We start from the raw sequence: 13,577 nt of genomic DNA, 5'->3' as shown, positions 1-13,577 counted from the left end.
GCAAGCCGCTTTCGCTTTTAAATATATTATCTAGCTCCAGCGGCTAGAATCTCCGGCCATTTCGCTCACTCGCTCGAAGCAAAAAGCGCTTCAAGGTCGAGAGCTGAAAGTGTCCTGCGATTCTGAGCGAGCCGCTTTCGCTTTTAAATATTATCTAGCTCCGCCTCCTAGGTCCTTGAGTCTAAGAACCTCCCGCACGAGAAGACAAAAAGCGTCTTCTGTGCGAGAGAACCTTAGCCACTGGACCTAAGCAGTCGGCTCCGCTTTTAAATATAATTTGCGTTTTTTTGATTAAGTACCATATACTATTTGTATTAGATACTAGGATGTAGAGGTGAATGGTGTGTTAGATCGTTTGCAAGCTGTAGAAGATCGTTATGAGAAGTTAAATGAATTGTTAAGTGACCCAGAGGTTATTAGCGATACAAATAAGCTTCGTGAGTATTCAAAGGAACAATCTGATATGCAGGAAACGGTAGAGGTGTACCGTGAGTATAAAGATGTTCGTGAGCAATTACGAGATGCAAAAGCAATGTTAGAAGATAAGTTAGACGCTGAGATGCGTGAAATGGTTAAGGAAGAAGTTTCTGAATTAGAAGGACAAGAGAAAACATTATCAGAACGTCTGAAAATTTTACTTGTTCCTAAAGACCCTAATGATGATAAAAACGTTATCGTTGAGGTTCGTGGTGCAGCTGGTGGTGACGAGGCGGCTTTATTTGCCGGTGACTTATACCGTATGTATAGTCGTTACGCTGAGGTACAAGGTTGGAAAACTGAAATTATTGAGGCTAGCTATACAGAATTAGGTGGATATAAAGAGATTATCTTTATGATCAACGGTAAAGGTGCTTTCGCGAAACTGAAATTCGAAAATGGCGCTCACCGTGTACAACGTGTTCCTGAAACGGAATCTGGTGGACGTATTCATACATCTACAGCAACGGTAGCTGTGTTACCAGAGGCGGAAGAAGTAGAAATTAATATTCATGAAAAAGATGTTCGTGTTGATACGTTCGCTTCTAGTGGTCCTGGTGGACAAAGCGTTAATACAACGATGTCAGCGGTACGTTTAACGCATTTACCGACTGGTGTAGTTGTATCTTGTCAGGATGAGAAATCACAGATTAAGAATAAAGAAAAAGCAATGAAAGTATTACGTGCACGTGTTTATGATAAATTCAGACAAGAAGCACAAGCTGAGTACGATCAAAACCGTAAACAAGCTGTTGGTACGGGAGACCGTTCAGAGCGTATTCGTACGTATAACTTCCCGCAAAACCGTGTTACTGACCATCGAATCGGCTTAACGATTCAAAAGCTAGATCAAATCCTACAAGGTAAGTTAGATGATTTCATCAATGCCTTAGTGATGGAAGATCAGGCGCAAAAGATGGAGGCAGCTGAGTAATGCGTGTCTATGAAGCCCTGAAATGGGCTTCTTCTTTTTTACAAGAAAATGGACGAGATGAGAATGCGGGAGAAATTGTCCTTTGTCATGTATTAAAGACGAACAGAACAGGAATGCTCATGAATATGCGTGAAGAAATAACTGCGGAACAAGAGACAAGCTTTACGGAGTTTATCCACAAGCATGTAGAAGGTATTCCTATTCAATATATGATTGGTTATGAAATGTTTTATGGACGATCGTTCTTTGTGAATGAAGAAGTATTAATACCAAGGCCAGAAACAGAGGAACTTATAGTTGGAGTCCTAGAGAGAATTGAGCGTCATTTCGGTAATGAGGAGCTTCATGTAGCGGATATTGGCACAGGTAGTGGTGCGATTTCTATTACGCTCGCTTTAGAAAATAAAAATCTTCATGTGTATACGGTAGATATTGCACAGGAGTCGATTGAAGTTGCAAAAGAAAATGCAAAGGCTTTAGGAGCGGAAGTAACGTTCTATCACGGTGATTTACTGTCTCCGTTTTATGAAACTGGTCAGAAGTTAGATGTCGTTGTTTCAAATCCTCCGTATATACCGGAGGAAGATTGGCGTGGTCTTTCTACTGTTGTGAAAGAGCATGAGCCGAAAAGGGCGCTTGTTGGCGGTGAAGATGGACTAGATTTCTATCGTCGTTTTATGGAGGAATTGCCGAACGTATTAAAGAGAAAGGCGATTGTGGCGTTTGAAATTGGTGTAGGGCAAGGTGAAGATGTAAAAGCATTATTACAGCAAACTTTCCCGCACGCTCACGTTGAAGTTGTCTTTGATATTAATGGAAAAGATCGCATGGTATTTGCAGAGATGGAGTAAGGTTAAAACCTTACTCTATTTTTTTGAAAAAATTTATATAGATTTTGAATTTAATAGTTTAGAAAGAAGTAACTCTGTCCACACTGTTTCTAGAGGGGACGGTGGAGGAAATGAAAAAACAAGTTATTGCTTATTTTCTTTTATTATTAATTGGTGCACAGTTACTTGTGCAGTTTGGATATATGAAAGCTGATGCAAAAGGGCCTACTGTTATTCCGAAAGAGGCCGTTCGATTACGTATTTTAGCTAATAGTGATTCCGATAAAGATCAGGCATTAAAACGTAAAGTACGTGATGAAGTGAAAGCGCAAATCGATGGATGGGTAGCGGATTTAACGTCATTTGAAGAAGCTCAAAAAGTAATCCAAAATCATATTCCTGAAATTGAAAAGACAGTGGCGAATACGCTGAAAGGAGAAGGAAGTAAAGAGACTTTTCAAGTGGAATTCGGTAAGAATGTGAAGTTTCCTACAAAGGTATATGGGAATTTTATTTATCCAGCAGGAGAATATGAAGCGGTACTTATTACAATTGGAAAAGGTGAAGGTGCAAACTGGTGGTGTGTATTATTTCCACCGATGTGTTTCTTAGATTTTTCGAGTGGTACAGCTGTAAGGAAAGAAGAACATGTTGTGAAAGCTGAATCTCCTGAAGAAGAGCCGGTGGAACAATCAGATGAGGAATTAATGGATGTACCGGAGAAGAAAGATGATAAGGTGAAAGAAAAGAAAGTAGTAAAGATGGAAAAAGCTGAAAAGGTAACAGCGCCTGAAAAGAAAGTAGTGAAAAATGAAATGCAAGTAGAAGAACAGCCTGTAAAAAAAATAGAAACAAAACCTGTGGAAAAAGTGGAGAAATCTGTGGAGCAAAAACAAGAAAAGCAAAATGAGTATGTAAAAGTAGAAGAGGAAGAAGAAAAACCAGAGGTTAAATTATTTATCGTCGAAGCTTTTACATCTTTATTCTCTAAATAGTACTATTAGTAAATCCCTCCTCATATATAAAAATGAGGAGGGATTTACTATGAAGAACGTGTATTTTGCTACGAAAGCAGATGTGGAAAGATTGCATTCTTTTTTCGGACAAGCTAATAAAAAAGATGATAAAATAAATGAGTTGTACGCGCAATTTATGATTTTGGAAGAGGCGGGAGAAATACGAGCTGTAATTGGATATGAACAAAGTGAAGAAGATGCACTTATTCGTTCTTGTTTATTCACACCTAATGTGGATAAGCAGACTTTCTTATATTTTTTTGAAATGTTTTTGCAGTATATGAAAGAAAAAAATATTCGACAATTGTACTTACTCACAAACCATCCACAATCTGTGACAATCTTTCAGTTTTTCAACTTTGTCATTATAGAGAAAGAGAAAGTTCCAGAGGGAATTCGACAATTAGAACACTTTTGTAAAAATATAAAAGAGCCAAATGCAATAATACTAAATTGTCAGCTATTCACAAAGTTATCCACGGATTAACAAGGTTTATCCACATTTTGTGGATAAACCTTGTTTGTCTTTTGGATAAATCTCATAGTAAACTAAAAATAGACAAGTATTTCATGGTAGAAAAGGACGTGGGAAAAAATGCATACAAATATGTGGGTTGTGGATAATGTTGTGGAAAGAAAAAAATTTTATCCACAGTTAAAAGAAGCAGCGAGATTATTAAGAGAAAATGAAGCGGTAGCCTTCCCGACAGAAACGGTATATGGGTTAGGAGCAAACGCAATGGACGACGAAGCGATAGCGAAAATTTTTGCAGCGAAAGGGAGACCGAGTGATAATCCACTGATTGTCCACATAGGAACAAAATCTCAGTTAGATGGTATTGTAAGAGAAATTCCACCGGTTGCAGAAAAGTTAATGGAGCATTTTTGGCCAGGTCCATTAACAATCATTTTGCCGAGAAAAGAAGGGATTTCAGAGAGGGTTACGGCGGGACTTAATACAGTTGGAGTGAGGATGCCAGATCATCCAGTAGCGCTCGCTCTTATTGAAGAAGCAAACGTGCCTGTTGCAGCACCGAGTGCGAATCGTTCTGGACGTCCAAGTCCAACATTAGCTTCTCATGTGTATGAAGATTTAAACGGGAAAATTGCTGGTATCGTTGATGGCGGGGCAACAGGAGTAGGCGTTGAATCAACTGTAATTGATTGTACGAGCGACATTCCGACGATTTTACGTCCTGGTGGGATTACGAAGGAGCAATTAGAAGCAGTGATAGGAAATGTTTCTTTAGATCCAGCTTTAAAGGATGAGAAAGAAAAACCGAAATCACCGGGAATGAAATATATACATTATGCACCGAAAGCACCACTTAGTATTGTTGAAGGATCCCGTGAGTTTATTCAGCGTATTGTGGATGAGAAAAAGAAAGAAGGATTTAAAGTAGGTGTATTAACGACCGAAGAGTATCAACATGTATATAGTGCTGATGTTGTATTATCTTGTGGTATGCGAAGTGATTTAGCTAGCGTTGCGACTAAATTATATGATGTGCTTAGAACGTTTGATGCAAGTGAAGTAGATGTTATCTTTAGTGAATCATTCCCGAATGAAGGAATAGGAAATGCAATTATGAATCGTTTAACAAAAGCAGCGGGACATCATATTATTACTGAATGATAATGTACCTTTAGCAAACAGAATATTTCTCCTCGGATAAGCATATTGTGAAGTAGCACGTCCGAGGGGGGACATGAATGACGCTTGAACAGCTAATACCTTTAATAATTATGGCATTCGCCCTAGGGATGGATGCATTTTCAGTGAGCCTCGGTATGGGGATGGTAACGTTAAAGTTAAGACAAATCCTTTATATCGGTATGACGATAGGGATATTTCATATTATTATGCCGTTTATTGGAATGGTACTAGGACGTTTTCTATCAGAGAGGTATGGGGATGTCGCGAATTTTGCGGGAGCTATTTTATTAATTGGACTAGGGTTCTATATTGTATATTCGTCTATTTTAGAAGGCGAAGAGACTAGAACTGCTCCAATTGGAATTAGTTTATTTGTATTTGCATTTGGTGTCAGTATAGATAGTTTTTCAGTAGGTCTTAGTCTTGGGATTTATGGTGCGCAGACGATTATTACGATATTACTGTTTGGATTTGTAAGCATGCTATTGGCATGGGTTGGCTTATTAATTGGTAGACATGCGAAAGGTATGCTTGGTACATATGGTGAAATAGTAGGTGGTATCATTCTAGTTGGATTTGGATTATATATCCTTTTTCCTATATAATTTTATGTAGGAAGGAATTATGAACAAGTTATGGGGATGGTATGTTAAGTTTTTAACCTTCTTTCCTCGATGGCTAAGAAGACTTATAATTTTGGGTATTATTTTGCGAATTTCGATGTTAGGTTGGATTAAATTAATTCGTGAATGGTAAGATGACTCCTTTCTGTACATAGTTTTGTTTGTACTATATTGATCGCACTAAAAAATTGCAAATATAGAAAGGATGAGATGAATGACGAGATTGAAGCAAGTTTTTGGTATTATTATTAGTTTTTTTGTTTTTTGGTTTAGTATGCTCGGTGTACAGATGTTTGCCGAGTTTTTAGATATTGAGTCATTGAAGTTTGTTGCAGGAAAAACGGAGGCAGCACGTACTTTTTATTCTCCATACCCGTTTTTAATTGTTTTTCTTATTACATTGCTTTCCTTATATTTCTTTGTAATAAAGCTTGGTAAATCTAAAAAAGAGAAATTACCTGCATTAGAGGAGAAGAAGGAAGAATTACAGTGAAAAAATCCCCCGCTTTTAGCGGGGGATTTTATATTTGGGTGATGGAGCTCTCTCGATCGAAGTGTCCTGCGATTCTGAGCGAGCCGCTTCCGCTTTTAAACAGGCCTCACCAATTCAAATTGTTCTCCTAGTTTTGCGTAGTTGTGTCCTGCTAGGCGGCTTACTGGTTTTAGTCCTTCTGCGTGAATGCGACCGTTTTCGTATAAGTGTTCTGCGACGTGGAAGCGAACGACGCGGCCAATTAGTAGGTCGCAAGCTGGTGAGTCTTCAGTTCCGCCGAGCGGGATAGCACGTTCTAATACACATTCCATTCGAATGTTTGCTTCTTTCACCCCAGGTACTGAAATGACATCACTGTCGATCGGTGTTAGTTTTGCTAATTCGATTTCACTTTCATTAGGAGGTAGGTTAGCTGCCGTTTCGTTAATTGCTTCTACGTAAGATTCATCAGAAATATGTACGACAAATTCGCCTTTTTCGATTGCGTTTCGGGAAGTATCCTTTGGTTTTCCTTCTTTTCGTTGTACGGAAACTGAGATAATTGGTGGATTGGCTGCGACGATATTGAAGTAGCTATAGGGTGCGCCGTTTAATACGCCGTCTTTTGTTACAGAAGTAACGAAAGCGACAGGGCGTGGAATGATACTTCCTGTAAGTAATTTGTAATTATCTTTTTCAGTTTGTTCGTTTGGATTAATTGATAGCATGTTTGTAATCCCCTTTCTGAATATGACGACTTATTGTTTGTTTACAAGATGTTAGTGGAAAACTCCTGCTGGAAATAATATTTTTTTAATGATGTAAAAAAGAGATTACCTCAATTATACTGAAGTAATCTCTTTTTAAGTAAACATCTTGAAATCGAGATAAATATTAAAGTAAAACGTATGCGCCAGGTCCGATTAAAGCTACACCAACAGCAACAGCGATTAGCATTAAATTATACTCATATCCGTTTTGTGTTACCCAGTAACCATTTTTTCCGTGAACAGTGAAGATTGCCATTAACATCGTTCCAACGATAAATAGTGAACCAACTGCAGTGAAAATACCTGATGCGAATAAGAAACCACCTAATAATTCAGTTGCGCCAGCCATAAATGCCATGAATACACCAGGACGTAAACCGATTGACTCCATCCAGCCACCTGTTCCTTTTAAACCGTAACCACCGAACCAACCAAATAATTTTTGAGCACCATGACCCATGAATGTAATACCTATAATAAGACGAATAATAAGAAGACCGAAATCCATCATTTTTAAAAACCTCCTAAAAGTTATTAACTTACCTTATGTAAGTAATAATAAAATAGTTACTTACTTTAGTCAAGTGTATTTTGAAGAAATTATGAAAGAAATTTTACAAATTAACAACAAAAAATAAAATGTTGTAAAGACCTCTAGACAAGTAAGTGAAAAAAAGAGAAAATATAAGTAGAAGTTAACTTCTTATTGTTATTCAGACAATCAGAATTGACTGGAATTTTGTGAGGCGCTACAATAAGAGTCTAGTAGTAATGGCATAATTTATTTCGAAAGCGTTTTTACAGTATAACATTCGAAGTATGAAGTCTTACGTGTATTTCGATCTTGAATAGAGATTGCCCTATAAACTTTTAGGTAAATTATAAGGAGGACTATCCTATGTTTAAAAAATTATTCGGTTTTGGTTCAAAAACAAATGAAGAAACAATCGTAGCTCCATTAACTGGAGCAGTGAAAAATATTGAAGAAGTACCAGATCCAGTATTCGCTGGTCGTATGATGGGTGACGGTGTTGCAATCGATCCTACTGAAGGTGTAGTTGTATCTCCAGTTGATGGTGAAATCGTACAATTATTCCACACGAAACATGCTATTGGAATTAAAGCGAAAAACGGTACAGAAATTTTAATCCACGTTGGATTAGAAACTGTAAAAATGGAAGGTGAAGGTTTCGAAGCTCACGTTTCTGAAGGACAAGCTGTAAAAGCTGGAGATAAATTAATCTCATTCGACTTAGAATTAATTCGTGAAAAAGCGAAAAGTACAATTACTCCAATCGTTATTACAAACACAGATGCAGCTGAGTCTATTAAGACAACTGTAGGTGTAACAGCTACAAAAGGTTCAACAGAAGTAATGAAAGTTACAATGAAATAATTATTGTATGAAAGGAATCTGTTTCGTATGAAATGGATTCCTTATTTTGTTTTGTAGTGTGCTCATCATGTATGGTAAAATACTTTGGGCACTTGGAAATAGGGTTTCACATATATGTGGATAAGGCGCATTTTTCTTAGAAAAAATATAAGAGAAATGCGCCTTTCGTATATTCACATTTCTTTTGTTCTATTCTAATGTACGCTATGATAAATGGTAGGAAACAGAAAAAAAGGGGTGGGTTTAGATGAAACGAGTGTTATTTGTTTGCACTGGAAATACATGCCGTAGTCCGATGGCTGAGGCTTTGCTTCGTCATTACGGAGAAGGTAAATTTGAAGTGCAATCTGCTGGTGTTTTCGCCTATCCTGGAAGCGATGCGTCGGTACGTGCAAAGGAAGCTTTAGCTGAAAAGGGGATTGCAATCGATCATGCCGCGCAGCAGGTAAATGAAACTTTGGTTGATTGGGCGGATATTGTAGTAACAATGACGGAAAACCATAAGCAAATTGTACTTGGACATTATCCGAGTGTTGAAAAGAAATTGGATACATTATATGGATTAGCTGAGGGTATAAGTAAGGATATTTCAGATCCATTTGGCGGATCGCTTTCTATTTATAAAGAAACGCTAGAAGAGATGGAAAAACTTGTACAAACTTTCCTGAAAAAACATTCAGAAGGTTAATGTTTCGTGTATAATACGATATTGGAGATCACTTCGTTCCATCAAGGAAGCGAGTGTGAAATGAAGATAATTGATTGAAACTTTGGAGGGGTAAAAATGAAAGTAGTAGTAGCATCTGATCACGGCGGTATGAATATCCGTAAAGAACTTGTAAGTTTATTAGAAGAATTAAATATTGAATATATTGATTTAGGTTGTGAATGTGAAGCTGGTTCTGTTGATTACCCTGATTTTGCGTTTCCAGCAGCAGAAATGGTCGCAAATGGTGAAGTAGATCGTGGTATTTTAGTTTGTGGGACAGGCATTGGCATGTCAATCGCGGCAAACAAAGTAAACGGTATTCGTTGTGCGTTAGTTCATGATACTTTTAGTGCGAAAGCGACGAGAGAGCATAATGACACTAACATGCTAGCTATGGGCGAGCGTGTAATTGGGGCTGGTCTAGCGCGTGATATCGCAAAAATTTGGTTAACAACTGACTATGAAGGTGGCCGTCACGAAAACCGCGTAGGAAAAATTAAAACGTACGAAACAAAGTAATAGATTCTAACTATAAATAGTATGAAATATAATTTGGTGAACCAACCTGTGAAAGGAAGAGGCGTAATGACAGAAATCGTAAAGGTAAGAGAACAGCTACAAATGTCGCTTTCTGATTTCCAAGAACAAGCCACGCTGCAAAGTGGCCAAATTTTTGTAGTGGGATGTAGCACGAGCGAAGTGCTAGGTGAAAGAATTGGAACATCAGGAACGATGGAAGTGGCAGAGGCGATTTTTTCTGAATTAAAACAATTTCACGAGCGAACAGGTATTGAATTGGCGTTTCAATGTTGCGAGCATTTAAATCGTGCTTTAGTAGTTGAGAGAGATGTAGCGATGAAATATCAATTTGAAATTGTAACAGTTACGCCTGTTAGATCAGCAGGTGGTGCATTAGCGACGTATGCGTATCACAATTTTAAAGATCCGGTAGTAATTGAGTTTATTAAAGCAGATGCAGGAATGGATATCGGCGATACATTTATCGGTATGCATTTAAAACATGTAGCTGTTCCGGTTCGTACAAGTGTGAAGGAAATAGGAAATGCGCATGTAACAATGGCGAAAACACGTGGAAAACTAATAGGTGGAGCACGTGCTGTTTATGCGGCAAATGAAGAAGTTATTCCTTGCCGTTAAACGTGAAAAATTATAAAGTCGCATAATAGCTTTATATCGAAAGATAAAAGGTATGTAGTCTGACTTTATAATAGAAGAAAGAAAAGACCGATTTCGGTCTTTTTTTTTCTTTTATGATATAGAAAGTCATGTTAGAATGTAGTTGAAAACATGAAGGTTCGAAAGAATTACAACCTGAATTTTCGTTTTTTCTGAATAAATGAGAAAAAACTATTGGGAATCGATGTAATTCGTTCAGAAAAGGGGGATTTTGGTGGATCATTTAAAACGTCAAGATGAAAAGGTATTTGCTGCAATTGAGGCAGAACTAGGAAGACAGCGTTCAAAGATTGAGTTAATTGCTTCGGAAAATTTCGTAAGTGAAGCGGTAATGGAAGCGCAAGGTTCTGTTTTAACGAATAAGTATGCTGAAGGATATCCTGGAAAACGTTACTATGGTGGCTGTGAGCACGTAGACGTAGTTGAAGATATCGCACGTGATCGCGCGAAAGAAATTTTTGGTGCAGAGCATGTAAATGTTCAACCACATTCTGGTGCACAAGCGAACATGGCAGTATACTTCACAATTTTAGAGCAAGGCGATACAGTACTTGGTATGAATTTATCTCATGGTGGTCACTTAACACACGGAAGCCCTGTTAACTTCAGTGGAGTACAATATAATTTCGTAGAATATGGCGTGGATGCTGAATCTCACCGTATTAATTACGATGATGTATTAGCAAAAGCGAAAGAACATAAACCAAAATTAATCGTTGCAGGTGCAAGTGCATATCCTCGTGTTATCGATTTCAAACGATTCCGCGAGATTGCAGATGAAGTGGGTGCATACTTTATGGTTGATATGGCACATATCGCTGGTTTAGTAGCTGCTGGTTTACATCCAAACCCAGTACCACATGCACATTTCGTTACAACGACAACACATAAAACATTACGTGGTCCACGTGGTGGTATGATTTTATGTGAAGAGCAATTTGCAAAACAAATTGATAAATCAATCTTCCCTGGTATCCAAGGTGGTCCACTTATGCACGTAATTGCTGCAAAAGCTGTTGCATTTGGTGAGACACTACAAGATGAGTTTAAAACATATGCACAAAATATCATTAATAATGCGAATCGCTTAGCTGAAGGCCTTCAAAAAGAAGGACTTACACTTGTTTCTGATGGAACAGACAATCACTTAATCTTGATTGATGTTCGTAACTTAGAAATCACAGGTAAAGTAGCAGAGTACGTATTAGATGAAGTTGGTATTACAGTGAACAAAAATACAATTCCATTTGAAACAGCAAGCCCATTTGTAACAAGCGGCGTGCGTATCGGTACGGCAGCTGTAACATCTCGTGGTTTCGGTTTAGAAGAAATGGATGAAATTGCAGCACTAATTGCTTATACATTAAAAAATCATGAGAATGAAGTTGCATTAGAAGAAGCGCGTAAACGTGTAGAAGCGTTAACGAGCAAATTTCCAATGTATACAGATCTATAATAGATTGAAAAAGACTGCTGAAACGTAATTGTTTTAGTAGTCTTTTTTTTGGACATATATTGTTTTTAAAGTATGTATACAAATGATGAATAAATTTTGGCGATATAATGAAGGATACACCTCCCATAATTGGTAAAGATACTAGATAGATTCATCACAAAATCATGATTTTGCCAAATTTGCCCTTGAATATTAGTAACGTTTTCTTTACAATCGTAAATAGTGTAAAAAAGCGTGTAAACGCATGAATATCATCTAAAGGAGAGATTCACATGGGAAAACTGTATGTATTTGATCACCCGTTAATTCAACATAAGATTACATATATTCGCGATAAGAATACAGGTACGAAAGATTTTCGTGAATTAGTGGACGAAGTAGCAAGCTTAATGGCTTTCGAAATTACTCGCGACCTTCCACTTAAAGACATTGAAATTGAAACGCCTGTAAGCAAAGCGACAACAAAAGTGATCGCTGGTAAAAAACTTGGTTTAATTCCGATTTTACGTGCAGGTTTAGGAATGGTTGATGGAATTCTGAAATTAATTCCAGCAGCAAAAGTAGGACACGTTGGTTTATACCGTGACCCTGAAACATTGCAACCGGTAGAATACTATGTGAAACTTCCAACGGATGTAGAAGAGCGTGACTTTATCGTACTAGATCCAATGCTAGCAACAGGTGGTTCTGCAGCTGAAGCAATTAATTCTCTGAAAAAGCGCGGTGCAAAGCAAATTAAATTAATGTGTATCGTAGCTGCTCCAGAAGGAGTAAAAGTAGTACAAGAAGAGCATCCTGATGTTGATATTTATGTAGCGGCATTAGATGAGAAGCTAAATGACCATGGTTATGTAGTTCCAGGTCTTGGTGATGCTGGTGACCGTTTATTCGGAACGAAGTAAGACAACAGACGAGAGGGGAGTCCCCGCTCGTCTTTTTTTTCGCCCTGAGCGTGCGGGGGAGGGGGAGATAAATATACAGGGTCTATACAACATAAGTTGCATACACATCACATATAATATAGAAGTCTTACGTCTTGGGAACACTATATTATGGAAGGAAAGCGCTATATCTTAAAAATATAATAGTGACAAACTTGTGAACATTTCCTTCTATTATAAAGAGAAAACTGTTAGAAATTGCATATCACTAACCAGTATTTAGAAGGGGAACGTTTTCATTTTTGGGAGTAAATGACTAATACTCAAATTTTTTGATTTTTTACGATTTCTCGTTGACACTGTTAATACCCTATTGTATGCTAACAACGGGGATAGATGGTAGGGCTTTCAGTGACAAAAATACATCTATTCCGTGACGAAAATGTAAACTTTTTATTTTGTATAGAATTTATGCAGAAAAATGAGTTATTATTAACACATCGTGAATGAGGGTTACATATTGGAGGGATGAATCCTTGCAAAAAAACGATCGCAGCCATATAAAAGCATATGCTTTAATGTCAGGAATTCTTGCTCAGTTAGTCGGTTCTATTCTTATTGGAATCTTTGGTGGGCAATGGATTGATAATAAGGTTGGAACGTTTCCATTGTTTCTTATTATAGGGTTATTACTCGGTTTAGGAACAGGGATATACGCAATGATTCGACTCATTCGACATTACTATTCGGGAGAGCAATGATGATAGACGTACATGGACTTGTCCAAAGACAAAAGAAATATATGTACTACTTGCTTGCGCTTCTAGTGCTAGGATGGGGATTTACCTCTTACAAGGATGTATTTCTTGGGCTGATTATCGGAACGATTTTCAGTTTTCTTAGTTTGCGCATCATTGCACGTAGAACAGACAAGCTATTAGATCGCGTAACAAATGGGGAAAACGTGAAGTTTAAGGCAACAGCGGTAAGTACATATTCGAGATTCGCGACGATTGGGTTATTAATTTTATTTGCAGCCAAATATCAAGAGTTAATTGCGATGTGGGGCCTAGGTGTAGGATTGCTGACAGGATACCTTGTCATGATCATAGATTTTCTTTATTTAGAGTATAAGAGCAGGGAAGAGAGGTGAATTACT

General features: G+C 37.7%; 18 protein-coding genes. 16 read left to right on the top strand and 2 right to left on the bottom strand.

Annotation, left to right across the window (positions count from 1 at the left end; translation table 11 throughout):
- Positions 1-343: 343 nt before the first annotated feature.
- The 7 genes from prfA (at position 344) to BAU27_RS01040 (ending at position 6,030) form a co-directional block, all read left to right on the top strand.
- Positions 344-1,411 carry a peptide chain release factor 1 gene (gene prfA / locus BAU27_RS01070; RefSeq protein WP_002094338.1) on the top strand — a complete coding sequence of 356 codons (1,068 nt, stop codon included), beginning with the start codon at positions 344-346 and terminating at the stop codon, positions 1,409-1,411.
- Positions 1,411-2,262, top strand: a complete 852-nt coding sequence (gene prmC, locus BAU27_RS01065) for a peptide chain release factor N(5)-glutamine methyltransferase (RefSeq protein ID WP_071769893.1) — start codon at positions 1,411-1,413, stop codon at positions 2,260-2,262. Before prfA ends, prmC begins: the two co-directional genes overlap by 1 nt.
- A gap of 101 nt (positions 2,263-2,363) precedes the next feature.
- On the top strand, positions 2,364-3,236 hold the full coding sequence (gene spoIIR, locus BAU27_RS01060) for a stage II sporulation protein R (protein WP_139254596.1): 873 nt from the start codon (positions 2,364-2,366) through the stop codon (positions 3,234-3,236).
- 49 nt (positions 3,237-3,285) lie between these two features.
- Positions 3,286-3,744 (top strand): GNAT family N-acetyltransferase, encoded by a 459-nt coding sequence (locus tag BAU27_RS01055; protein WP_071769891.1) that lies wholly within the window; start codon positions 3,286-3,288, stop codon positions 3,742-3,744.
- Positions 3,745-3,852: 108 nt separating this feature from the next.
- Positions 3,853-4,893, top strand: a complete 1,041-nt coding sequence (locus BAU27_RS01050; protein ID WP_071769890.1) for an L-threonylcarbamoyladenylate synthase — start codon at positions 3,853-3,855, stop codon at positions 4,891-4,893.
- Between the two features lie 77 nt (positions 4,894-4,970).
- A complete protein-coding gene (locus tag BAU27_RS01045; RefSeq protein ID WP_071769889.1) occupies positions 4,971-5,519 on the top strand; it encodes a manganese efflux pump MntP in 549 nt (182 codons plus the stop codon).
- Positions 5,520-5,751: 232 nt separating this feature from the next.
- The gene (locus BAU27_RS01040; RefSeq protein ID WP_000197479.1) at positions 5,752-6,030 is read left to right on the top strand and encodes a DUF3935 domain-containing protein; all 279 of its coding nucleotides are present in this window, start codon (positions 5,752-5,754) and stop codon (positions 6,028-6,030) included.
- 95 nt (positions 6,031-6,125) lie between these two features.
- On the opposite strand, the gene BAU27_RS01035 is transcribed toward BAU27_RS01040, so the two are convergent.
- Both BAU27_RS01035 and BAU27_RS01030 read right to left on the bottom strand, forming a co-directional pair.
- Positions 6,126-6,737: a flavin reductase family protein gene (locus BAU27_RS01035; RefSeq protein WP_071769888.1), complete on the bottom strand. Its 612-nt coding sequence runs from the start codon at positions 6,735-6,737 to the stop codon at positions 6,126-6,128.
- Between the two features lie 166 nt (positions 6,738-6,903).
- Positions 6,904-7,290, bottom strand: coding sequence for a DoxX family protein (locus tag BAU27_RS01030; protein WP_071769887.1), 387 nt, complete (start codon positions 7,288-7,290; stop codon positions 6,904-6,906).
- Positions 7,291-7,677: 387 nt separating this feature from the next.
- Here BAU27_RS01030 and BAU27_RS01025 point away from each other — a divergent pair, with 387 nt between their 5' ends.
- From BAU27_RS01025 to BAU27_RS00985, 9 genes are all read left to right on the top strand, one after another.
- Positions 7,678-8,175, top strand: a complete 498-nt coding sequence (locus tag BAU27_RS01025; RefSeq protein ID WP_002016294.1) for a PTS sugar transporter subunit IIA — start codon at positions 7,678-7,680, stop codon at positions 8,173-8,175.
- Between the two features lie 247 nt (positions 8,176-8,422).
- Positions 8,423-8,863: a low molecular weight protein arginine phosphatase gene (locus BAU27_RS01020; RefSeq protein WP_071744065.1), complete on the top strand. Its 441-nt coding sequence runs from the start codon at positions 8,423-8,425 to the stop codon at positions 8,861-8,863.
- 96 nt (positions 8,864-8,959) lie between these two features.
- The gene (gene rpiB, locus BAU27_RS01015; protein WP_000869917.1) at positions 8,960-9,403 is read left to right on the top strand and encodes a ribose 5-phosphate isomerase B; all 444 of its coding nucleotides are present in this window, start codon (positions 8,960-8,962) and stop codon (positions 9,401-9,403) included.
- A gap of 66 nt (positions 9,404-9,469) precedes the next feature.
- On the top strand, positions 9,470-10,042 hold the full coding sequence (locus BAU27_RS01010) for a TIGR01440 family protein (protein WP_071744066.1): 573 nt from the start codon (positions 9,470-9,472) through the stop codon (positions 10,040-10,042).
- A gap of 253 nt (positions 10,043-10,295) precedes the next feature.
- Positions 10,296-11,537 carry a serine hydroxymethyltransferase gene (glyA, locus tag BAU27_RS01005; RefSeq protein WP_071769886.1) on the top strand — a complete coding sequence of 414 codons (1,242 nt, stop codon included), beginning with the start codon at positions 10,296-10,298 and terminating at the stop codon, positions 11,535-11,537.
- A gap of 272 nt (positions 11,538-11,809) precedes the next feature.
- Complete coding sequence (upp, locus tag BAU27_RS01000; RefSeq protein ID WP_000517536.1) at positions 11,810-12,439, top strand: uracil phosphoribosyltransferase; 630 nt, start codon at positions 11,810-11,812, stop codon at positions 12,437-12,439.
- A gap of 375 nt (positions 12,440-12,814) precedes the next feature.
- Positions 12,815-12,928 carry a DUF4024 domain-containing protein gene (locus tag BAU27_RS00995; protein WP_033712414.1) on the top strand — a complete coding sequence of 38 codons (114 nt, stop codon included), beginning with the start codon at positions 12,815-12,817 and terminating at the stop codon, positions 12,926-12,928.
- Positions 12,929-12,954: 26 nt separating this feature from the next.
- Positions 12,955-13,179, top strand: a complete 225-nt coding sequence (locus BAU27_RS00990) for an AtpZ/AtpI family protein (protein ID WP_001171218.1) — start codon at positions 12,955-12,957, stop codon at positions 13,177-13,179.
- Complete coding sequence (locus BAU27_RS00985) at positions 13,179-13,571, top strand: ATP synthase subunit I (protein WP_000567600.1); 393 nt, start codon at positions 13,179-13,181, stop codon at positions 13,569-13,571. Before BAU27_RS00990 ends, BAU27_RS00985 begins: the two co-directional genes overlap by 1 nt.
- The last annotated feature ends 6 nt before the right edge of the window (positions 13,572-13,577 follow it).

Origin of the sequence: Bacillus sp. NH11B (assembly GCF_001884205.1) — a bacterium.
GTDB lineage: Bacteria > Bacillota > Bacilli > Bacillales > Bacillaceae_G > Bacillus_A > Bacillus_A proteolyticus.
Note: the sequence above shows the minus strand (reverse complement) of the source record. Positions and strands in the feature narration are given on the sequence as shown.

What these genes read in the sequence shown, in the direction of transcription:
- upp (WP_000517536.1), top strand. Translation starts at nt 11,810, where the DNA reads ATGGGAAAACTGTATGTATTTGATCACCCGTTAATTCAACATAAGATT.
- BAU27_RS01025 (WP_002016294.1), top strand. Translation starts at nt 7,678, where the DNA reads ATGTTTAAAAAATTATTCGGTTTTGGTTCAAAAACAAATGAAGAAACA.
- rpiB (WP_000869917.1), top strand. Translation starts at nt 8,960, where the DNA reads ATGAAAGTAGTAGTAGCATCTGATCACGGCGGTATGAATATCCGTAAA.
- BAU27_RS01040 (WP_000197479.1), top strand. Translation starts at nt 5,752, where the DNA reads ATGACGAGATTGAAGCAAGTTTTTGGTATTATTATTAGTTTTTTTGTT.
- BAU27_RS00995 (WP_033712414.1), top strand. Translation starts at nt 12,815, where the DNA reads ATGGTAGGGCTTTCAGTGACAAAAATACATCTATTCCGTGACGAAAAT.
- prmC (WP_071769893.1), top strand. Translation starts at nt 1,411, where the DNA reads ATGCGTGTCTATGAAGCCCTGAAATGGGCTTCTTCTTTTTTACAAGAA.
- BAU27_RS01020 (WP_071744065.1), top strand. Translation starts at nt 8,423, where the DNA reads ATGAAACGAGTGTTATTTGTTTGCACTGGAAATACATGCCGTAGTCCG.
- BAU27_RS01050 (WP_071769890.1), top strand. Translation starts at nt 3,853, where the DNA reads ATGCATACAAATATGTGGGTTGTGGATAATGTTGTGGAAAGAAAAAAA.
- BAU27_RS01035 (WP_071769888.1), bottom strand. Translation starts at nt 6,737, where the DNA reads ATGCTATCAATTAATCCAAACGAACAAACTGAAAAAGATAATTACAAA.
- BAU27_RS01030 (WP_071769887.1), bottom strand. Translation starts at nt 7,290, where the DNA reads ATGATGGATTTCGGTCTTCTTATTATTCGTCTTATTATAGGTATTACA.
- BAU27_RS01010 (WP_071744066.1), top strand. Translation starts at nt 9,470, where the DNA reads ATGACAGAAATCGTAAAGGTAAGAGAACAGCTACAAATGTCGCTTTCT.
- BAU27_RS01055 (WP_071769891.1), top strand. Translation starts at nt 3,286, where the DNA reads ATGAAGAACGTGTATTTTGCTACGAAAGCAGATGTGGAAAGATTGCAT.
- BAU27_RS01045 (WP_071769889.1), top strand. Translation starts at nt 4,971, where the DNA reads ATGACGCTTGAACAGCTAATACCTTTAATAATTATGGCATTCGCCCTA.
- BAU27_RS00985 (WP_000567600.1), top strand. Translation starts at nt 13,179, where the DNA reads ATGATAGACGTACATGGACTTGTCCAAAGACAAAAGAAATATATGTAC.